A 20180-nucleotide genomic window follows, 5' to 3' on the forward strand; every position below is an offset into this window, starting at 1 on the left:
GGCGGTGTTCGTGATAACCGCGATATCCGTGGTAGTAGCCGCGGCGAACGTGTTCATGGTGAGCGTAGCGGTCACGCTGATCGCGACTAACGTAGCCCTGATGTGGCCGCCGGTGATGGTCGTCGCGGACCTGAACCACACCGACATTTTCAACGATTGCAGGACGAATAGACGGCAATGGAGCGGCAGAGACAGACGTCAGAGAAGTGGCGCCGAGGCAAATCGCGACGATCCCGGTGCAAAATGCTTTCACTACATTCATTTTTATTTCCTTCACTATTATCGGGGCGGGACGATGGACCGGGCCCGATTAACGCAAGGTGAACACGCTTGGGCACGCGATAGCACCCGGCGGAAGTCGGGGATAAAATTCATGGTCGTGTCCTTGGGAGTGTTCCGGACAGAGACGCGTCCGGTGGATATTCACGGGCTGTTATCCCTACCGGTTCATTGCGATGGCTCCAATCTGCGTGTGCCGATCTACCTTGTCGCGCCGCACATCCTCCCTGCGGCAAAAGGAGACCCGGTAGCACCCCGGACTTTCTGCCGGGTCTCCGCGACGCCGGAGCCGCGAAGCGCCGTGTAGAAGTTTGAACGGTTCATTTTTTGGGTGTTTGAAAGAGAAGCCCGCCTCATGGAGTGGCCTTTGGGGGCACGCTGCTGAATCGTCTGACAAAAAGCATAGGTCCGCTACCGTCAGCCTTAGGTCGGATGCATGATCCGACTGAAGCCCAATCTCGGAACACGGCGCAATCTCCACCTGTTAATCCGTCAGCTTCGACAACCGAACAATGTCGCAGCGATGAGGAAAACCAAGGAGATACATATGAACATCGTAAAACAAGCGGCGCTCGCAGCAGCTCTTCTCGCTGGGACGACGTTGTCTGCCTACGCCCAATCCAGCAGCACCGTTGGAACGGGCGGCACAAGTGCTGGGGGTGGCACTTCGAGCAGCACCATCGGCACCGGTGGAAGCTCCGCGGGCGGCACGAATTGTGCGCCTGGAACTAATTGCGGCTCCGGCTCTGCTTCCACACTCGGCACAGGCGGATCGTCTGCCGGCGGCGGCACCTCGAGCAGTTCAGTCGGCACGGGCGGGTCGGCGGCGGGGTCCGGTAGTGGCTCGGGTTCAGCCTCGACGCTAGGCACCGGCGGAACGTCAGCTGGCGATGGTCAGTCGAGCAGCTCTGTCGGGACCGGTGGTTCCGCTGCGGGTTCGGGCAGCGGCTTCTCCACGCTTGGTACCGGTGGAACCTCTGCCGGCAATGGTCAGTCGAGTAGTTCGGTTGGAACAGGCGGCAGTGCAGCCGGGGCCGCTCAAGACGGCGTCAGCAACAAAAAGTGTCCTCCGGGACAATCCAAGAAGAGCGGCGGCAAGTGCTGAGGCCACTCACCGGCGCTCGGGGGCGTGTCCGGCGCCCCTAAGCGCCTTTCATAAGGAGCAAAGGCCATGACCCCGATATCATCGATTCTTATAACGACTTTCGCTCTCCCGCCGATCATGGCTGTCTGTATTGCTGGTGCAGCACTGTCAGCCGAAACGATCAAGCTAGACGATGGCACTACCTGCACAGTCATTGAGAGCACGAACTCCGGCGGAAGCGACACTTCATCGTCAGTGACCGCCGGCGGTGGGACCGTCTCGTCATCCACGACGATAGACGGCAAGAGTACCACTTTGCAGTCCGGTGGCGGCTCCGCCTCGTCTAGTGCAGGTTCGTCCGTCACCACTGGAACCGCGGGCAGCCAGGCATTCTCGACTGCGAGCGTGACCCGGCCGGATGGCACTGTCATCACGCGCCGATCGGACGGTACGTGCGATATCATCAAACCAAAAAAGTGAGGAGCCGATAATGAGAGCGAAAATCACACTCGCATCCATTGCGCTCATTGCGTCCATCGGCTGTACGTCTGCGATGGCGCAAGCCTGCAATGCAACGGGCACGGTTGGTTCCGGAGGTAGCGCCGCCGCCGGCGGCACTTCCGCGAGTACGCTTGGAACCGCAGGAGCCTGCGCGACCGACGACGGTACCACCTCCTCCATTGGCTCAGGTGGAAGCGGGGCGACCGTCGATGGCAAAGCTCAAAGCCGAACGAAAGTAAACGAAAATCCGAACCAGCTTAAAGCTCAGTCCAAGGCTCAGGCGATGGATCAGGGAACATTCAGTAAGTCCCAAACGAAAACCCGCGTCAAGGGCGATGAATTGGAAAGCAACACCCGGTCGATGTCGCATGTACCCGGTGAAAAGCCCGTAAGGAGCACGACCCAGAACAAAATACTACTGCCCCAGCAGTGAGGCAAACGCCTCGGCCCTTTTGGGGGCCGAGGCTCGCCGGATCGCCCACTATCGCGAGAACCTCCTTGGACGAGTCCTTCATTAGAGTGCGGAAATTTTTCTATTGCAGTAGAAGTCGCACAACAAGGTTCGTTTTATTTTCAGTATTGCCGCTGAGATTGTGTTGTGAAGATTGCATTCTCTGAGCCCGATATTGCGATGGCCCTCGGCAACAATCATTCTCATCCCACTTCGGACAACGCGGAAGAGCAGCCTCAGTTGGCCTCCTTAAATAGGAAACGCCATTTGCAGCTGCCTGTTCTGCATGGCGAACACCGCGCCAATTTTCAAGGGTACTTCTACGACCAACAGGAGCGCCGGCCGAGCGAGCGATCGCCATAGCGGGCCCAGTAATCATGTCTCCCGCGTCACGTTGCCATTCGCAGCATGACGGACGCGCCGCACGGCTGCGACCATGCATTACATAGCGCTCTTCAGCGTCTGCGAACGCTATCGAGGCCTCGATTTCGCGCCAGCCTGCTTCTACCGTACGCAGGATGATTTCGTTTGTCATTTGATCGAAGATGCGCTGAGAGTCTCCAATGCGCTGAACATCGTCCACGTCATAGTGGCGTTCTCATGCTGTTTAGACCCTTCGGATTGTGGAGTCAGTGAACCGGAGCGGGCGTTCCACCGGAAGTTGTTGAATCGCAAAGCGAAGATGACGTGGTGCTGCTGTTTCCTTCGTGGGAGGCTCGTCGAGCATATGGCTTGACTTCCTCGCCCCGGAGCCCAAATGCGGAACATTACGGGCGCGGGCTGGTTTTAGATAATCCTCACTATAGCCATCAACTCGGCGACGCTCATCCTTTCCCGAATTATGAGCAGCTTAACGACAGGTGATGTCATGGAGCAGCGGACCAGAATGAGCAAAGAGGCGCTTCAAGCGTCCATCGAGCGCCTTGCACCGTTCCACCACGCCATCGACTTGCCTTACGGGTTGAGCACCTTCGTACCGACTGCTTCTCGTCAAGATCGAGAACGGACGCGAATGCAAACGCTTCTTGATCATGCATGGGCAAGCACCTTGGAAGCGTGCGGAGGGACATTGGAGGGCAAACGTGTGCTCGACATAGCCTGCAACTGCGGCGGATTTGCTGTGCAGGCAGCAAGAGCAGGAGCTGACCATGTCCTCGGGATTGACACTGAACCTCACTACATCGAACAGGCGAACTTTGTAAAAGACGCCTTATCTCTGGATAACCTAAGGTTTGAACGACTCGATCTCATGGAGCTCGATTCGGAACAACACGGCACGTTCGATCTCGTTTTATGTTTTGGCATTCTCTACCACCTGGAAAATCCGGTGCTGGCCGTAAAGCGCATTTCGGCTGTCACCCGAAAAGTCATCGTGGTCGACACTTCGCTCATGAAGGTTCCGATCATCAATCGCGTTCTGGATCGCTGGCCTTTGTGGCATATGCGCCGGGTGTCTAATCCGGGTCCCAATGCAACGAACATCACAACATCGCGCTGGCGCCCAGCGGACTTCTGTCAGTTTTCCCCTAATGCCGCCGCCGTCGCAAGCCTTCTGGAATATGCCGGGTTCACCAATATCGTACGTCTCAAACCAAAGGCCAGCGGGCTTGAGAGCCGCTATCACGATGGCCGACGCGCAACCTTCATCGGCATGAAAACTCGCCCCGCGACCCAAGCCACCTGATCAACAACTGGAGGCTCGATCAAGCGCACCAGCTATTTCGCAGTCGTGGCCGCCACTCTCTAACGAAGCCTTCCTTAAGCAGCGTCTTGCCGATTTCTTCACCATTGGCCCGGAAGATATTAACCAGCGGCCGGTGAGAAGGTGTTGCGTCCATCACGCCGCTCCATTCGATCCGCAAGCAATTTTCAGTCAAAAGTTTTTCAGCCCTCCCTTCACGATTAAGCCAGCTTCCGTTCCTTGATGCCTTCGCGTGCGATCCGATCTCCGGTTGTATCAATGGCCGAAACGAACGCAACACCTTCTCCCAGCAATCGCATATTCTGGATGCTCGGCAGGCACTTGACCGCGTCACCGTCGACAGCCGCTAACGAGGCGCAAACCAGCAATTCGGTGATCACTGCTGTGAATGATAACCCATTCAGGTTGCTGTCAGCTTCGCCTAGTAGCCGTCGCATTTCGCGCGGTTGGCGGGGCCAGGTGCCGAAGCCCGAAAGCGTTGGTAGACCTAAATCGAGGATCAAACAGAATGGCGGAGAACAACCTGAGCAAAGTGCTTCACATCGAACGCAAGGACGAGGTGTTCCGGGAGGACCAGCCGGTCGGTGACTTTGCCTTCGACGCCACGGTTGCCGGTGTTTTTGATGACATGGTGAGCCGGTCAGTGCCCTTCTATGAAGAAATGCAGCGCATGGTCTGCGAGTTGGCGCGGGATTTCGCACGGCCCGGCACCAATCTTTATGATATCGGCTGCTCGACGGCGACCACGCTGCTGATGCTCGATGCCTTTTTGGACGACGGCGTCAAGTTCATCGGCATCGACAACGCACCGGAGATGCTGGAGAAAGCCAAAGTAAAAATCCAGCAGGCAGAAACCATCAGGCAGATTGATCTGAGGGTCGGCGATCTTCACCAGGGCCTTGCGATGACGGATGCCAGCGTCGTCACCATGCTGCTGACGCTGCAATTCGTCCGCCCGCTTTATCGTGAGCGCGTGATCAAGCAGATCTACTCCGGATTGAATGAGCAGGGCTGTCTGCTTCTCATTGAGAAGCTCACGAGCGAGGACACCATGTTCAATCGGCTTTTCATCGACCACTATTACGATTTCAAGCGCCGGAACGGCTATTCGGAAATCGAGATATCGAAAAAGCGCGAAGCCTTGGAGAATGTGCTGATCCCCTACCGCCTGGAAGAAAATGTCCAACTGCTCAGAGAGACAGGATTTCGCCAGATCGAGGTCTTTTTCCGCTGGTACAATTTCTGCGGAATTATCGCGGTCAAATAGGCATGGATCATCAAATGAAGAAGACGATGATAAGCATCGGGAATTTTTTCTTCCGGTTCCGCAATCAGGCATTCCCCGTGATGATCGTGGGATTGCTGCTTACAATGTTGCCGCCCTCCGAGATATTTGGAAGCAGATTGGCTGAACAGGCGACAGATATTGTTGCCCTGCTTATGGTGCTTTCCGGTCTAGCCTTGCGCGCCACCGTCATCGGTTATGCCTATATCCGGCGGGGCGGCCTTAACAAGAAGGTCTATGCCAAGGATCTGGTAACAGGAGGGATGTTCGGCATCTGCCGCAATCCCCTGTATGTCGGCAACATGCTGATCTACAGCGGCATATTCCTGAAACATGGCAGCCCTTGGGTGATCGCTTCCGGTGTTGCGTTATTCGCCTTCATCTATCAGTGCATAATTTACGCGGAAGAGGCCTTTCTTGAGAACAAGTTTGGCGAAGGCTATCGCGCCTATTGTCGGGATGTACCGCGCTGGATCCCCCACTTCAGTAAGTTTGCTGAGTCCACCGAAGGCATGGAATTCAATTTCAAACGCGTCATCGCCAAGGATTATTCAACCGTTTCCGCGGCTCTCTTGGCGATGATCGCTGTAGAAGCTTGCGAATATCTCACCGCCACACCAGATCCAACGCAATATACCGGTTATCCGTCTCTCTTAGTCGCATCGATGGCTGTCGTCGGCATGCTTACTGGAGCCATCAGCTTACTCAAGAGGCGCGGCATTTTCGACGAAAGTAAAACTGCTTGACCCTTGACGAAGGCGTCGTATCAAGGGCTGCGTGATGTGCAGGACAGGGCCGCGATTAACCGGTTGATGGATTCTGCGTCCGACGGGTCAGAGCTTTGATTTCTTGCCGCAGTGTCGAACATTCGTCCTGCCGCCAAGCGGCTACAGCCACCCACGCCTCTTGAAGTAAAAGAACGGCAAAATCGCCGAGAGCACCATCAGGACAATCGCCAGCGGGTAGCCCAGCGTGAGCTGCAGTTCGAGCATGTAGTCGAAGTTCATGCCGTAGATGGAAGCGACAAGGGTCGGAGGCAGGAACACGACCGCAGCAACCGAGAATATCTTGATGATCTGGTTCTGTTCGAGATTGATCAGGCCGAGAGTGGCATCGAGCAGAAAGTTGATCTTGTTGGCCATGAAGGAGGCGTGTTCGCCAAGCGATGCAGCGTCTCGTTGGATCAGCTTGATGCGCTGGCGTGTCTCCTTCAACAGCTTGCGGTCTCCACTCTCAACGGCGACATGGTAGGCAACGAGGCGGGAAATGCTGACGAGGCTCTCCCGAACCACGGTCAGGAAGTCGCCTTTCCGGCCGATCTGCTCGATGAGCGACTGCAGATTTCGGGTCTTCTTGGTGGCCTTGTCGATCTTGCTGCGGAAGACTTCCCGTGAAATCCCGTCGATCTCGTTGCCAAGACGCTCAAGAGCATCGGCCATCCGGTCGATCAGCGCCTCGATCAAGCCGGTCATCAGTATCTCACCATTCGCACAGGAGACGCCGCCGCCATTTCCGCGCAGGGCCCGTGACAGGAACATGTCGAAGGGCTTCGGCTCTGTGTATCGCACCGTAACGAGGGTCGGGCCCTTGAGAATGAACGTGATGGGCGTTTTGATCGGTGTATCACCATCAAGGTTGGTGAGCGCGGTCATCGTCATGAACTCCGCCCCACTTTCCTGATAAAGGCGGGCAGACAACTCGATGTCTTCCATCTCGTCCCGCGTCGGAATGGAGATACCGAGCTGATGCTCAACCGATTTGTCTTCCTCCGGCGTCGGGTTGATTAAATCGTACCAGACCGGAACGGCGGTTGTTTCTGGAGTGAGGATGGAAGGGACGAATGCCAGATGATCGGCATCGTGCCAGTAGGTGCGCAACATATGCTCTCCTGAAAGACCGTCGACCTGACCGGAGCATCGACCCCTGGATCAAATTACCGGAACAGCCGTGGCGATGACGTCGAACTTCGACTGTCGGGGTTCATGTCGGTTTCCTTTCAGTCGACGGCAGTTTGCGGGTGCCATCGACGTCCGAATGCGCTCAACCGTGGATCAAGTCAAGGGCTTTTGCCGAGGCGCTCGACGAGATCGCGGCAACGACGCGGTTTGCGTCGGAAGCCCCTCAACGGCCGTGCCCGTTGCCGCAAGTGCTACCAGGTGCATCTCCTTCGCGCTGATCGCGATACGGGCGCGTTTGAACGTGGGAAGCCACTAAGACGGCGACGATACCAAAGGCAGCTTGCGCTTTTATTTTGATACTCTCAGTTTGGATATGTCTTGGCCATCGCGTGGAAGGCGTCCTTCAACGCCTCCCCTGTCGACGGCAGATAGACCTGTGATGAATCCGTTGCGCATTTCGCCACGAGATCTCTCGCCCCACTGGCGCTGGGCCAGAGATACCCGAAATTTGGTGAAACGAGATACCATCCCCAAGCCATCCCAATATGCCCGCCGGTCGGTCCGCCGGCCTGAAGTGAACTGATCGCATGTTTCAGCGCGAGCTTGTCGCTTGACAGGGGAACGATGGTATTTTGCAGGGATGGATTGGACTGGGGTAGTTCATCCAAACTTGGAAGAACTGGGCGAGACGTTTGTATAGGCGTCTGTACCTGAGTGCTCGGTGACGCACGTGATGATCGAAAACGTATTGTTCTGGCCAGATGGATTGCTGAACTTGTATTTTTGGCATCCGGGACTGGTGCAGGTCCCGGATGTATATGATCCGCGGATGTCCTGGGCATCTTTCCCGACGTTCACTGCCATCGAATAGGGTACAAGGGCGACCTTCGAGTAGGCCGGAGTCTGCTTGTCCTGGACGACGATATCGATCAAATCCGCCGCCGCGGTTCTCAAATCGGCGATCCTCTGCCGGCCATTGAACCGGTGGTATCCAGTACGAGCGCCACTTCGACATTGTGCGTCGCGCGTTTCACTTCGGTATGGACGCCTACCCTAATTGTTCAGAAACAGACCTAGAAATGTTATCGTCACATCCGCTTGGGCGTCGGCGACGATGGTCCGCCCTTCATCCGCGTTGGCAAAGCTGGATGACGTAAGAACCCCGTCGATGCCAGCCAAATTGGCGGCCAGTGCATGGAGCTCCTTTTGAGCAGGAAGCGTGTCGTCACAGTTCGGGAAGACGTTTTGGACGATTAGGAAAGCCGTGCAGCGCTAGCTTGTTTGAAGGTTTGCGGTCGACGAGAACTTCAATCGCATCTCGGTCGCGAGTTCGAATCCCAGGCCCGAATACAGCTTCTTTCCGGCTTCGGAGGCGTGCAGAACGACCATGTGCAGCCGCATCGCTCAAGGTGATCGATCGCCATCTCGACAAGTCGCCTGGCGACGCCCTGCGCTCGACGGGCGGGATCCGTATAGACGCTCCAGATGTAGCCCTCATGCGAATGCTCGCGCTTGAGGACGGTGGGATACGCCTCACTCGCCCTTCTGCTTCAGCCCGTCCGAGATCTTCTTGACCTCAGGATCGGCATTGGTCTCTTCATTGGCGTCTTCCGCGCGGTCGGGATCGTCCTTTGCGGGCAGATATCCTCGCGGCGTGTTTTCCTGTGGGCCTTCCCATCGCGGCGACTGGTCCGTGGTGCCTGGCGCACCGTCCTTCGGCTTGTTCATTCCCATGGTGATTGCTCCTTCTCACAAGCTAACCCTCCCGGCGAAAGGAAGTTCCGATCCAGGCATCGCCATGGATCATGCCGGAACTTTCAGCCGCCGACGAGGTTCGGTGTCGCGTTCCAACGAGGAGATCTTCATGAACCGCCGCGCCCTTCTGACATCCGCAGCCTTCGCCGCCGCCGTCCCGGCATTCCTTTCCATGCCTGCTTTCGCCCAGACGGCCGCTGCTCCCGGCGACGCTGAAAAGAAGCACGCCGACGAGACGAAGAAGGTCGGCTCGCTGTCGCTGGCGACAAGCCGCGTCGCCGTCGACAAGGCATCCGACCCGATGGTGAAGGAATTCGCGAAATGGGAAGTCGCCGAGCAGGAGACAATCGCCGACATCCTGAAATCGATGGAAACCGACGGCAAGGCAGAGGGCGCTTTGAAGCCGCCGACCGAGTCCGAAGTCGAAGCTATGCTCGACCCCGAAGGCAAGTCGTCGCTCGACAAGCTGAAGGCAGCGTCTGGCCAGGACTTCGACAAGGCATACGTGACCGCCCAGCTGGACGGCCACAAGAAGCTGCTGACGATCCAGGAGGACTACCTGAAGATCGGACAGAACCGGGAGCGCCTCAGCGTTACCAAGCTCGCCCGCGGTCAGATAAAGGAACACATCGACCATCTCGACATGCTGAAGTCGAAGGTCGGCTGATCGTCTTGCAGACATCGCCCAGAAGGCCGGAGCGAACTCTGCCCTTCTTCGTTATCATCGTTCCGGAACTCTCGTGATCTGTTCTCATTACCGGACCGGAGGTGCGGAATGATTTCAGATCTGCAGAAGGCGAGACGCAAGTGGTTTCAGACGCTCGATCCCGTGCTCCCGGAAGAGATGGTGGGCCTCTGGCGCGGCGAAGGGATCGCGGCGGATCACCCGCTCGATGGCGTGCTGGAGAACCTTCAGTGGTTCGGCAAGCGGTTCCACCCCGACTTGAAGGCAGACGCCCTGCTCTTCCAATGGCGGCCGGGCCGGTTGGTTCCGATCGAGCCGTCCTTCTTCCCCATCAGGACAGTGATCCGCTTGGCCTCCTTCGGCCGGACTTTCGTCGCCCGGAACTGGTTCTCATACCTCCAGAAGCTCTTCCGCGCCCGCGGCACAACGGCGATGCTCACCCTGCGAATGATCGACGGCGCGGAGACCGCCGCGATGGTCTACGACCGCCAGCCGATCACCGACTTTTTCCGGCGCGTCGACCACAACGAAGTCGCCGGGATGATGGTCGTCGACGGAGATGATCGGAGGTATTTCTTTCGGTTGCGAAAAGTCGACCGAGCGATAGATGGAGGGGCTCGTGACCAAGGGCGAGCCGTTCCTTGAGACGCCGGACGGCCGCTTTGTGGTGGTGCGTGCGCGCCTTTGGAGAAAGATTGACCCGCACCTGGCCTAAGAAGGCAGGCAGCGCCTGGCGTCGGAGCTGTTATTGCTCTTGAAGGGATGTGAACCATTGACCCACATCCCGTTTTCACAAGCATGCTGATATGTGAGTTCATGCCGAACCGCGACTTGCGAGATGCGTCAGGCTATCCGGTACGCCTCGTCTGCGCCAGAAGCTTCTGCCGGAAGACCTCGGCAGGCGTCTTGTAGCCGAGGCACTTGCGTGGTGTTGAATTGAGCCGGTCGCAGAGGTCCTTCAGGTCGCAATCGGAGATCGACAGTGGATCGACCTCTCTCGAAAGCCATTTTCGCGCGCGGCCGTTGGTGTTTTCGACAGTGCCTTTCTGCCAGGGTTGATTGCGGATCACAGAACCAGGTCTGCGTGCCGATGCCGGCCTGCAGATAGGGCCAGTCGGTGAATTCGGTGCCGCGGTTCGAAACTCTGATCGTTTGGCAACGCGGGACGCACTTGCGACCTAACAACGGTCACTAACAACACCAAACTCCGATTTCGATCGGTATCTCATGGTGATCCGAGTGCTCTCTCGGCTGACGCGACTGCCGGGATGCAGCTTTTCAGAAATTACGGGTGCGCGTCGTGCCATCAGGGTTCGAACCTCGGCGGCAACATGTTTCAGAGCTTCGGCATTTACGCCGAGCCTCCACCCGGGGATAGCGCTGATGGCGATCTCGGCCGGTTCACCCTGACAGGCGATGTCGATGATAAAGGGGTCTTTCGCGTTCCGAGCCTGCGAAACGTTGCGGTAACAGCACCCTATTTCCACGATGGTCGGGCGAAGACCTTGCCGGAAGCGGTCGCGGTGATGGGAACGGTGCAGCTCGGCCGCACCCTCTCGCAGACCGAAATCCAATCTCTGGTCGCCTTCTTGAAGGCCTTGACGGGCGAGTATCATGGAAAACAGCTTCAAACGGCCGACACGCAGAAGCATGATTGAACTCTGGCGGATCGCTCTGTTAATCGTCGGCGCGGTCTCGTTCGCACTGTTGGCGCGTGGACGAGTACCCTCCCGTGAGGTTCACGAAGCGATCATGACGGCTTTGAGGGTCGATCGACATCAATCATGCCTCACTGCAGCGCGACGCTTTACAGGCGCGAGCTGGGCTGCTGCTGAACTACGATCCGCTTGCCAATTCCGTCGTGCAGCTTCGACTTTCGGCATCCAGATTGTCGGGGCTGATCAGACAGGCGGGGCTTACGAATCCTGGCCGTCTGGAAAAGGAACTCTCCCAGGTATCATCTTGTGTCGACGAGGATGAGGCGCTGATCGAGCAGTTCAAGACCAACAATGGTCTCCTGCAAAATTCGCAGTCGATCGCCATCCAAATGCTGAGTGCCATGCACGCCAGCAACTATCAGGAAACGCAGCGGAATGCCGATATCCTTCAGCACATGATCATCGAGCGCCGCCAGTTGAGCCTCAGCCTCTCGGAGCTCACGAAAATGACGGACCGAAGCCAAAAACCGACCTATGACTGTCGCGATGCCACAATGCCGCCCGGGAACGTTCCGCGGTTGTGCAGGAGAGCGACGCTCCTCCTGCAAATCGGTGTAGTGGCTCGGCGACAGGTGGATCAGATTGAAAAAATAGCTCATCGCATTGCTCCATTCGGTCAACAGACGTTTGTGCCTGTGCTTTGAATTTTGCTTGACCAAGCTACCGCTTCATTTTGCCTTCGAGCCACCGTGTTTCAGCTGCAACTGTTGGACATCAGCCGCGCAGTTCAGCTCTGTGCGGCGTAGGCATGCGCTCCTCACCAATAGCCAAGGCTTCCAATCCATTTCAAAAGAAATCTTTTAATGCGATTTTGCAATTTCGCTGCGCCATAGCCCAGCCACTTTGCGAGGGCATCCGGCGCAGGCATGCTGTGACATTCTCGCGCGCTGACGGATGAGCCCTGACATCTGGCAAGCGTGTTATGCAATATCTCGACGATCTTCTTCTTGATGCCGTGCAGAGGCGGCAGGTGCCTTATATTGTCGCCAGCGTAGGACGCTCGGACGGGACGGTGTGGACAGGTCAGGCCGGCAATGCTGCCGGGGATATTGAAGCAAGCGACCAAACCCTGTTCCGCATCTTTTCGATGACGAAGGCGATTGCCGCCACGGGTGCCGCTATCCTCGCTGAGCGGAAACAACTTGATTGGAATTGGCCGGTCGCAGCCGTTCTCCCGCAATCCAATAGCCTGGAAGTGTTGGACGGGATGCGTGGGAACGTAGCGTTTTTCCGGCGGCCACGCCCGGGAGCGACGCTTCTGCAACTGGCAACCCATCAATCTGGTCTCGCTTACGAGTATTACGATCCTGTTCTCGCCCACTATTTCGGCCGGACCGGCAAGCCAACGATCATGTCCGGTCTTAAGGAGGGGCTCCTTTATCCACTCCGTTTCGACCAAGGGACGCGTTGGCAGTACGGTACCGGTATCGATTGGCTGGGGCTCGTTATTGAAACGATCGATGGGCGGCCGATCGACCGCTTTTGTCGGGAGGAAATCTTTGAGCCCCTCCAGATGACGCACACTGTCTTCGAACCCGGCAGGGCGGATGTGGTAGGAGACATCTTTCTACGCCGTCCCGACGGCGGCCTGGCGGCAGTTCCCGTGGATGTTGCGGTCCCCAGGATCCCCGAATTCTATGCAATGGGGCACGCACTCTACTCAACTCCCGCCGATTACATGCGCTTCCTGCGCATGTGGCTCAATCACGGCGAACTGGATGGACAAAGATTGATCTCCACCGACACGGCAACGTCGTTTCTTGCTAATCAGCTTGGTGAATTGACGCTTCCGGAATTGTCGCGTTGTGTCCCACACAGCTCGTATGACTTTGCATTCTTCCCTCGCACGAGAAAGGGCCACAGCCTCGGTTTCGCCCGCATGCAGGAGGGTGTCGCGGGTATGCGCAGTGAGGGATCTCAATTTTGGGGCGGTTTGCTCAACACACACTTCTGGTTCGATACCCGGCGCGATATCGCTGTCGTAGTGATGACGCAATTGCTGCCATTTCTCGATCCGCCATTCATGGCGGCGATGGCCGGCCTGGAAAAGAGCATCTATCGCAATTTCGCCTGAGCCCAGCGCCGACCTTGCGATTAAGCGTGCTCGGTTCCGGTTGCGATCGTAATCAAGTATCAAGTTTTTGCCATCGGATGGAAACGCGGTCATCTCACCCTTGCGGCAGTTACTGAGCGCAAAGGATGTTCTCGTGCGATACAAACTCGATGCATACGACTGCCAGCCTACCAAAGAAAAGACGCCGTCCGATCCGGCTCTTCTCCGCAAGCTGGGCGCGTTCGAACTACTTCTGCACGGCTATTCAGTCGAGCACCCCCGCCATTTCTGCATCGTCGCAGAGGTCCAGAGCAAGAAAAGTCCGATCGAATATCGCAACGCCTTCGATGAAGTTCAAAAACGTCACGCTTTGCTTTCGGCATCTATTTCGAATGGCGCTGATGGTGAACTTGTGTTCAATCGCTGCGACGAGCCGATCAGCGTTGTTTTCGAGCGTCGTTTTGCAGGCCTCGATTGGCGCTCAATCGTGGAGAAGGAGCTTGCCTCGGACATCAAGGCCTCCGATGGGCCATTGATGCGAGCGACAATGCTCTATGGACGGCCTCTGTCGATTGTTGTCTTGACGTTCCACCACGCGATCGCGGATGGGCTGTCTGCCGCCTATATTATTCGCGACTTGATGGAAGCTTTGGAGGGTCGGGAATTACCTGCTCTCCCGTTGTCCAAGCCGATGGACCACCTCGCGGCGGAGCGAGTGCAATCGGACGGCGCCGGCATTGCGATGAGCAAGGCGTCGGACCAGGAACTCCAACAGCTTCGATGCCTCGCGGATGCACCGCTCTGGCGGCCGTTCAAAGGAGACCGCCCTTCCGTTTCGTCGCTCTCCCTCTCGCGTAGTTTCACCGACCTTCTCCTAACTAAATGCCGCTCCAACGGCACAACCGTTCAGGGCGCGCTCTGTGCGGCAATCGTCTGCAGCCTGGCAAACGATCTGGATCAGCAGGTGATCACCGTTGCGAACGCGATCAGCCGTCGTAGGCATCTAGGAGCAATCGAGGGCATATGCACGATGCTCGCCGATCTGGAGCCTGTTCAATTCCAATCCGCGCCGCGCTTAGAGTTCTGGGATATCGCCCGAGAAGCAATTGAGTCTCTCAAAGCGGGACGAACCGAGGAGGCGCTGCGCCGTCGCGTTGGCATGCTGCAGTCGGTGCTTCCTCGCGAAGCGGATCCTGAACTGGCGGCAGGCATTTTTGCGTCGATGCAATACGACGTGGTTCTAGCAAATCTCGGCAACGTTCCGATTCCGCGCAAGGTCGGCGGCACGACACTCAAGACATTATGGGGGCCATTCGTTCAGGGGCGTTTCACGAACGAGCGTGTTATTGGAGCCGCGACTATCGGCGGTCAGCTGACGATCGTGCAGACCAGCCCCAGACACATCTATTCATTCCTGGAAAAAGTCCGCCAGGAACTCATCGATGCCTGCATCTAAGGTCAGTGACCATATACCGGGTTTCGCTTTCCCATATGTTCGGCAATGTGTGACCATTCTCTCCTGATCCCCAAATTTGAGCGTCTCCTTTTCGATCGTGGTGAGTTGCGCAAACGCGTTCTCTGTAAACCATAGGTCGACAAAACAGACCGCCATCTTTCTTTTCTTTGACGATAACCTTCAGAAGCTTAGCAACGGCATCGGCCCACACTCGCTTCGAGGACCCGCTTGATCTCGACGGAATATGTGGCAAGCGTTCCAGCGACCTCGTGTGCAAGAGCCAGGGGTGAGCGTCACTCGAAAGCCGAGCCCGTCGAACACCTCAGCGATGGTGCGCTCGACATCCAGCTATTCCAAATGGCCGAGGCGGAGGGATACTGCGCAATCAGTCGAGAAAATCGTTCGCTCAACGCAGCAAGATTCTCACTTCTGCTTCGATGTCCGGCTGATCTTCGCGGATAAGTTCCAGCCAATTACGTAGATCCACCAGCGCCTTCAGTTCAACCGAAAGCGAAAGGTTTCGCTCCACCATTGCAAGCGCGCCAGCCGAAAAGCCTAAATCGCTTACAAGAACTACTCGGCCGATCTCCTATGTGAGCCCTGCTCTAATCAATGTATTGACGTCTTGGGCAGACCCGTCGAACTCTCGAGTAAAATTTCGTCTCGATAACGATGCTTTGCGTCAACACCGGAGGTCGCCTCGCCGCGGAAACTACTGAAACTCAGGCCGTCGTCGCGTTGACCAGAGCCGCGCTGCCGAACCAGATCGAACCCGTCGCTCTGCAGAATTGGGGTCATGACGTCCCCTAAAATACGCTCTGCCTCGTTGGGAGATGGCGTCGCCGCGACCTCGAGTCGAGCAATGTCGGCGATGATGCGGTTGTAGTCTGCGGTTGAAATCCTCTCCCAATCACGCAGATCTAGGCTTCCGGCAGACGATAAGAATCTCGGTTTCGCGGAAGCACATTTCCTGCTTGTTCCATGGTAGCAAGCATCCAACTCATAATCGGCGACTCTCGGATCATGCGGCCGCATGTCCGACCAACCAGCGCATGTTGAACGCTTTCAGCCGTCGCGGCACTGAATGCATTACGCAAAGCCGCCAACGTCAAACCGTCTCCCCCATGGATGCAGTCGGAAGATGGTTCAAGAAGTTTCTCTTTCGGCGCGGTCTTCAATTGCCAGATGGTCGTCCGCTTCATCGGTACCGAATGAGTGACGGTGAGTACGACGAAGCTCGATCCCTTCTACGAGCATCGGTCAATAGGCTGCTCCGAGAAGATAGTACCGCCGCGGCTCTATTAGCGGCCTTCTGCGCCGCCGCAGCACCTGGTTTGCCATCACGTGTGTTTCGGTGTCGCGGGCTCCGTCGAAGACCAGCGCTTCCTCCGGATCCGCGAAGCCCCTGCCCTGGCGGACCTTGCGGGAGCGGATCTCGTTCAGCCAGATCGAATGCTGGATCGAAAACAGCCAGCGATCGAGCCGGGTTCCCTGTTCGAATTGCGCAACACGCTTCAAGCGCCCGGACGCAGGTCTGCTGGACGAGATCATCGGCCACATCACGCTGGCGCGAGAATACGAGGCCATAACGCCAGAGCTTGGCAAAGTTCTCCGTCAGGCCCTTTCTGATGTCCGCTTCGCTCGCGATGACCGCCTCCGCCCCGGTTCTTCTTCTGGAGATCGCCGGCTGAGCCGGCGATTCCATTTTCGGGCGACTATACGCAGGAAATGTGGTACGCGCGACCGACATCCGAATATCCCATCCGCCCCGCGTCCTGCCTCGATTTACATCTTCGTCGGATTGATGATAGCCGCGTTGAGGTCCTCATATGGCTCGCAGTCGGTGCCGCAGATCGTCTTGATGATGCCTAGCTGTTCTTTGGCAAGGTCGACGCGGCCTTTGATGACATAGGCTTCGCCGAGATATTCACGAACCTGCGCATATTGCGGGTCGAGCTTTACCGACTTGAGGTAATAGGTGATGCCTTCATCCGTACGGCCGAGCTTGCGCGTAGCGTAGCCGCGATAGTTCAGCACTTGCGCATTGTTCTGATCCTTGACGGTATCAAGCGTCGCCAGCGCCTCTTCGTATCGGCCGGCCTTCGCCAGCGAATAGGCATAATCGGTGCGGTTTTGGTCCGTCACGTTGGCGCCTTGCTGCTTCACGCATCTCTTCGACTTTTTGTCGTAGATTTGGCCCTTTTTGCAAACGGGCGTGGTCGCGCCGCTGTCGCTGTTGCTGCCGCTAGCGCCGCCAATTGCGAAGACCGGGGTGGAAAGCATGGAGGCGGCGATGAAGCCGCCAAAAACGAGAGAAGCAATACGAACAGTCGTGGTCGTCATGGGAATATCTCCGTGGAAAATGACGTTGCGCCGAAAGAACACCCCTGGCCCGCATTTTATTCGGACGGCGGTAGGCATTTTTTGCATCACCCTTTTGTGACGCTGGCGGCCCGAATAAATCGCCGTGCCAGGTGTTCTCAGCTTTACCGCCGGGCAACAAGGAGAATGCAGTGAGCGATATGGTGAAATTGCTGAGCCTCGCGGTTGCGGTGCCGGAACACGTCATCACGCAGGCAGAAGCTGCCGCGGCTTCCGCCCGCCTCTTTGCTGGGACGGCATCCTTGCCCGCAACGGGCTTTCGCGCCGGGACATCGACCGCTTTGTCTGCCACCCGGGCGGTACCAGGGTGCTGGAAGCGATGGAAAGCGCGCTGGCGCTTTCGCCCGGTTCGCTCGATCACGAGCGCTCAGTGCTGTCCGACTATGGCAACATGTCCTCGCCGACCGTGCTCTTCGTGCTGGAACGCGTCATCCAAGCCGGTCTGCCGGACCGCGCAGCGATGATTGCGATGGGACCGGGCTTTTCGGCCAGCTGCGTCACTCTGCGGAGGACGGCATCTTGCGGAGAAGGCTCATGAAATCACGAGGCCCATACAGACGGCACTCGACGCAGTTCAAGCTGCAGCTTTGTCAGGATATTCGTAACGGCATCATCGGCCGCGGCGATGCCCAACGAACCTATGGCGTCTCAGCCAACCTCATTCAGCTCTGGTGAGATCGGTAATTTCTCTGGGGTCAGGCGGCACGCAGCAGAAGCGGCTTCGGCTTGAAACTTGGTGGCACGTTCGGTTCTGGCAGTCGGAAAGGAATCCGAAGCCGGTTGCGGAGTGCACCGTTCAGTTCGGCCACCCGGAGCTGCATGAGCATGTGGGCACCTTGAAGGGACCAGCGCATTTGCTGTTTTTTCACCATCCGCTTGGCGACGAGCGAGTTCACCGCTGACTCGGCGAGGGTCGTGGCAACCCGAAGGCCGGCGCGGTGGCGCTTTCCATAGTCGATGATCGAGGTGCGATTCGATCGGACATAGGTCAGGAGCTACGTGCCAAGGTTATGAAGGCGTGGGATCGAGAAGTCGGCTTTCCCCTCCGATTGCTTCAAACTGGAGAGAAGTCTCTCTAGGTCGTGAATCGTGCGATCGACCCGCCCGTGCCATAGGCGCCATTTCAGGGCCCTGATGTCCCTGTCGTCGATGCAGGGTAAAATTTCAGCGAAAGCGGATTGGGATCGAGCGACGTGAGCGGCGATCTGCTGCATGGGCTGGATCTTCATGGCGATGGGGACCAGTCTATGATATGGGCCGTCGGTTGCGGCATGGCGCGGGGAAACCGCTTCAGGATGTCGGCGCCGTCCGAAATCACCGTCACGTCGCCAAAGCCGCGATATCCTATTTCTTGGAGAGCATGAAGAGCGTGATTGCGGATTGCATGTTGCTCAGTGCTGCTGGTGACGAAATAGCGGCTATCGGTTTCACCTCGTCCACCGCGGCCGCATCTCGCTACTACGAGCTCGAAATTTCTCGCCGAATTGGGCTCGGCGCTGCGAACGTGGGCCGTATCGATGCTGATGACAAACTCTTTGCGCCGATCGCCAGGAAGCTGCATTTCAAGCTGGTGTCGTTCATCCATTTGAGCCCTCGTATGCCATATTTCCTGGACGGTCTGGTCGTCGAGGCGCTCCCCAATCTTGAGGGTGCGCTTGCGCACGGTCGCGTGCATCTCGGTAGGCTCAATAGGCAGAAAATCGGTAAGCACCTTTGCCGCCTGCCGATATGGCACCGTACTCCCCAGCCGCGCCGTCAGCTCCATCAACTCTGGCGTCGCTCGATCGGGACAAATTTCCTTCAGCGGCGCGAAGGCGGCAATCATGCCCGGATAGCAATCCCGACACAACATCCAGCGAGGATTGCGCACCTCTACCGTGCCGAACACGGTTCGGAGCCGGCGAGTCGTGTAATCCTTGACTGGCCGGAATGCATGGCAATCCGGCCAGACTCGACGAAAGAGACAAAAGGTTTCCGCCTCGTGGCCTACGACCGCGCTCTGCAGCGCCGCGAGTATCTTTTTGCCGTCATTGATCGAGAAGCCAATTTCTCCCTCGAACAGGCGCTCCCAGCTTTTGTCGATACGAACTTCTTTCCGGGGAGCGGCGCGATCGACAAGACGGCCGCTGGTGAATATCTAGCGGCGAATGGCCAGGAGATAGGCCAGACACTATTGCGGGAAGGCTTCGCTCGAGAGTGGCGGCCGAGGCACCGGAACCACTGGTGCGATTGACTCCAGCACCTTTGTGCGAGGGTGGCACATCCGAATCGTTAGGCGAACCAATGCCCTACAGGCGCTACGGTTTAGAGGAGAACCCTGACGGCAGTTGGCGTGTCATAGACTACCGCGAAGGAAAGGCTGCGGAAAAGAACGGAGCGGTTCTCGATCGGTTACCGCACGATACCGCTAGGAACCTTGAATTTATCCTTAATGCCCAAGAGAAGGGGAGGAGGAAGGCTAAGGTCGCGCCTCAGGACCAAAAGGCACACGTCATGGCAGCCGATCGATATAGCTTTCGCAAGAACCTCAACAACTACTGGACGGTAGTTGATGCGGTGACCGGACAGGCGGTCGTTATCGATGGGATGGTCATGGATATGCTCACCGAAGAGGAGGCCGAGGAGTTGGTCGAGCGGCTGAATCGCAACGAGAATGAAGAAGGACCTTTTAAGAGGCACTGAGGTTTCCCCTATGGAGGGAGGCTCTGCCTCTGTTGACCGCGCAGCGGTATCTCCGATTGGGCCACTCAGAAATTTGGCCGAAACATTTTGGGGTCAATTCCATAGTTTGCCCAGGTTGTGCTAAGGCTGTGACAGAGGCAATCGGGGTGCAATATGAGCTACAAGGCGATTACATTCACCGCGGTAATCCTAAGTCTGTCTGCGGTTTCCACCAAGGCTGCTGCTCCTATCACAGGGAACGACCTTCAC

At 57.2% G+C, this 20180-nt stretch carries 19 protein-coding genes and 7 pseudogenes; 16 read left to right on the forward strand and 10 right to left on the reverse strand.

Features of this window, described 5'->3' with window-relative positions; all coding sequences use genetic code 11:
- Positions 1-262, reverse strand: a pseudogene (locus tag ACPYOI_RS27960) (BA14K family protein); the annotation flags it as partial.
- A gap of 564 nt (positions 263-826) precedes the next feature.
- Between ACPYOI_RS27960 and ACPYOI_RS27965 the strand changes: the two are divergent.
- From ACPYOI_RS27965 to ACPYOI_RS27990, 6 genes are all read left to right on the forward strand, one after another.
- On the forward strand, positions 827-1384 hold the full coding sequence (locus ACPYOI_RS27965; RefSeq protein ID WP_481423632.1) for a hypothetical protein: 558 nt from the start codon (positions 827-829) through the stop codon (positions 1382-1384).
- 66 nt (positions 1385-1450) lie between these two features.
- The gene (locus ACPYOI_RS27970; protein WP_481423633.1) at positions 1451-1843 is read left to right on the forward strand and encodes a hypothetical protein; all 393 of its coding nucleotides are present in this window, start codon (positions 1451-1453) and stop codon (positions 1841-1843) included.
- A 10-nt stretch (positions 1844-1853) separates the two neighbouring features.
- Entirely contained in the window at positions 1854-2297 is a 444-nt protein-coding gene (locus ACPYOI_RS27975; RefSeq protein WP_481417887.1) for a hypothetical protein, read from the forward strand.
- A gap of 904 nt (positions 2298-3201) precedes the next feature.
- The gene (locus ACPYOI_RS27980) at positions 3202-3999 is read left to right on the forward strand and encodes a class I SAM-dependent methyltransferase (protein WP_481423634.1); all 798 of its coding nucleotides are present in this window, start codon (positions 3202-3204) and stop codon (positions 3997-3999) included.
- Positions 4000-4525: 526 nt separating this feature from the next.
- On the forward strand, positions 4526-5284 hold the full coding sequence (gene cmoA, locus ACPYOI_RS27985; RefSeq protein WP_481423635.1) for a carboxy-S-adenosyl-L-methionine synthase CmoA: 759 nt from the start codon (positions 4526-4528) through the stop codon (positions 5282-5284).
- Between the two features lie 14 nt (positions 5285-5298).
- Positions 5299-6048, forward strand: a complete 750-nt coding sequence (locus tag ACPYOI_RS27990) for a methyltransferase family protein (RefSeq protein WP_481417884.1) — start codon at positions 5299-5301, stop codon at positions 6046-6048.
- Positions 6049-6189: 141 nt separating this feature from the next.
- Here ACPYOI_RS27990 and ACPYOI_RS27995 read toward each other — a convergent pair whose 3' ends face one another.
- The 3 genes and pseudogenes from ACPYOI_RS27995 to ACPYOI_RS28005 all read right to left on the reverse strand — a co-directional run bounded on the left by ACPYOI_RS27995 (position 6190) and on the right by ACPYOI_RS28005 (position 8934).
- A complete protein-coding gene (locus ACPYOI_RS27995) occupies positions 6190-7182 on the reverse strand; it encodes a magnesium transporter CorA family protein (RefSeq protein WP_481423636.1) in 993 nt (330 codons plus the stop codon).
- A gap of 1325 nt (positions 7183-8507) precedes the next feature.
- A pseudogene (locus ACPYOI_RS28000) lies at positions 8508-8696 on the reverse strand (GNAT family N-acetyltransferase); the annotation flags it as partial.
- 37 nt (positions 8697-8733) lie between these two features.
- Positions 8734-8934, reverse strand: a complete 201-nt coding sequence (locus tag ACPYOI_RS28005; protein WP_481420197.1) for a hypothetical protein — start codon at positions 8932-8934, stop codon at positions 8734-8736.
- A 130-nt stretch (positions 8935-9064) separates the two neighbouring features.
- Between ACPYOI_RS28005 and ACPYOI_RS28010 the strand changes: the two genes are divergently transcribed.
- Entirely contained in the window at positions 9065-9622 is a 558-nt protein-coding gene (locus tag ACPYOI_RS28010; protein ID WP_481420196.1) for a DUF4142 domain-containing protein, read from the forward strand.
- Positions 9623-9730: 108 nt separating this feature from the next.
- Positions 9731-10285, forward strand: a complete 555-nt coding sequence (locus ACPYOI_RS28015; RefSeq protein ID WP_481423637.1) for a GXWXG domain-containing protein — start codon at positions 9731-9733, stop codon at positions 10283-10285.
- A gap of 203 nt (positions 10286-10488) precedes the next feature.
- Here the strand turns inward: ACPYOI_RS28015 and ACPYOI_RS28020 are convergent.
- Positions 10489-10777 (reverse strand): annotated as a pseudogene (locus ACPYOI_RS28020) (transposase); the annotation flags it as partial.
- Between the two features lie 131 nt (positions 10778-10908).
- Between ACPYOI_RS28020 and ACPYOI_RS28025 the strand changes: the two are divergent.
- Together ACPYOI_RS28025 and ACPYOI_RS28030 are read left to right on the forward strand one after the other, a co-directional pair.
- Positions 10909-11298, forward strand: coding sequence for a cytochrome-c peroxidase (locus tag ACPYOI_RS28025; RefSeq protein ID WP_481419954.1), 390 nt, complete (start codon positions 10909-10911; stop codon positions 11296-11298).
- Positions 11299-11471: 173 nt separating this feature from the next.
- Positions 11472-11693: pseudogene (locus ACPYOI_RS28030) on the forward strand (DAHL domain-containing protein); the annotation flags it as partial.
- On the opposite strand, the gene ACPYOI_RS28035 reads toward ACPYOI_RS28030, so the two are convergent.
- Positions 11598-11957, reverse strand: coding sequence for a DUF1127 domain-containing protein (locus tag ACPYOI_RS28035; protein WP_481423638.1), 360 nt, complete (start codon positions 11955-11957; stop codon positions 11598-11600). The pseudogene ACPYOI_RS28030 and the gene ACPYOI_RS28035 sit on opposite strands and share 96 nt — an antisense overlap.
- Before the next feature lie 323 nt (positions 11958-12280).
- On the opposite strand from ACPYOI_RS28035, the gene ACPYOI_RS28040 reads away from it, so the two are divergent.
- Together ACPYOI_RS28040 and ACPYOI_RS28045 are read left to right on the forward strand one after the other, a co-directional pair.
- Positions 12281-13432 carry a serine hydrolase domain-containing protein gene (locus ACPYOI_RS28040; protein WP_481423639.1) on the forward strand — a complete coding sequence of 384 codons (1152 nt, stop codon included), beginning with the start codon at positions 12281-12283 and terminating at the stop codon, positions 13430-13432.
- 133 nt (positions 13433-13565) lie between these two features.
- Entirely contained in the window at positions 13566-14867 is a 1302-nt protein-coding gene (locus ACPYOI_RS28045) for a condensation domain-containing protein (protein ID WP_481423640.1), read from the forward strand.
- A 406-nt stretch (positions 14868-15273) separates the two neighbouring features.
- On the opposite strand, the gene ACPYOI_RS28050 is transcribed toward ACPYOI_RS28045, so the two are convergent.
- The 3 genes and pseudogenes from ACPYOI_RS28050 to ACPYOI_RS28060 form a co-directional block, all read right to left on the reverse strand.
- Positions 15274-15399 (reverse strand): hypothetical protein, encoded by a 126-nt coding sequence (locus ACPYOI_RS28050; protein WP_481419951.1) that lies wholly within the window; start codon positions 15397-15399, stop codon positions 15274-15276.
- Positions 15400-16184: 785 nt separating this feature from the next.
- A pseudogene (locus tag ACPYOI_RS28055) lies at positions 16185-16617 on the reverse strand (RNA polymerase sigma factor); the annotation flags it as partial.
- Between the two features lie 35 nt (positions 16618-16652).
- The gene (locus ACPYOI_RS28060) at positions 16653-17210 is read right to left on the reverse strand and encodes a tetratricopeptide repeat protein (protein WP_481419950.1); all 558 of its coding nucleotides are present in this window, start codon (positions 17208-17210) and stop codon (positions 16653-16655) included.
- 277 nt (positions 17211-17487) lie between these two features.
- On the opposite strand from ACPYOI_RS28060, the pseudogene ACPYOI_RS28065 reads away from it, so the two are divergent.
- Together ACPYOI_RS28065 and ACPYOI_RS28070 are read left to right on the forward strand one after the other, a co-directional pair.
- Positions 17488-17787: pseudogene (locus tag ACPYOI_RS28065) on the forward strand (3-oxoacyl-[acyl-carrier-protein] synthase III C-terminal domain-containing protein); the annotation flags it as partial.
- Entirely contained in the window at positions 17784-17924 is a 141-nt protein-coding gene (locus tag ACPYOI_RS28070) for a transposase (protein WP_481419949.1), read from the forward strand. The pseudogene ACPYOI_RS28065 and the gene ACPYOI_RS28070, both read left to right, overlap by 4 nt.
- Positions 17925-17944: 20 nt before the next feature.
- Here ACPYOI_RS28070 and ACPYOI_RS28075 read toward each other — a convergent pair.
- Positions 17945-19332, reverse strand: a pseudogene (locus tag ACPYOI_RS28075) (ISKra4 family transposase).
- Here ACPYOI_RS28075 and ACPYOI_RS28080 point away from each other — a divergent pair.
- Entirely contained in the window at positions 19231-19482 is a 252-nt protein-coding gene (locus tag ACPYOI_RS28080; protein ID WP_481419955.1) for a hypothetical protein, read from the forward strand. The pseudogene ACPYOI_RS28075 and the gene ACPYOI_RS28080 sit on opposite strands and share 102 nt — an antisense overlap.
- Before the next feature lie 50 nt (positions 19483-19532).
- A complete protein-coding gene (locus ACPYOI_RS28085; RefSeq protein WP_481419948.1) occupies positions 19533-19931 on the forward strand; it encodes a hypothetical protein in 399 nt (132 codons plus the stop codon).
- The last annotated feature ends 249 nt before the right edge of the window (positions 19932-20180 follow it).

It is taken from the genome of Rhizobium sp. SVR5-2C (genome assembly GCF_056755115.1).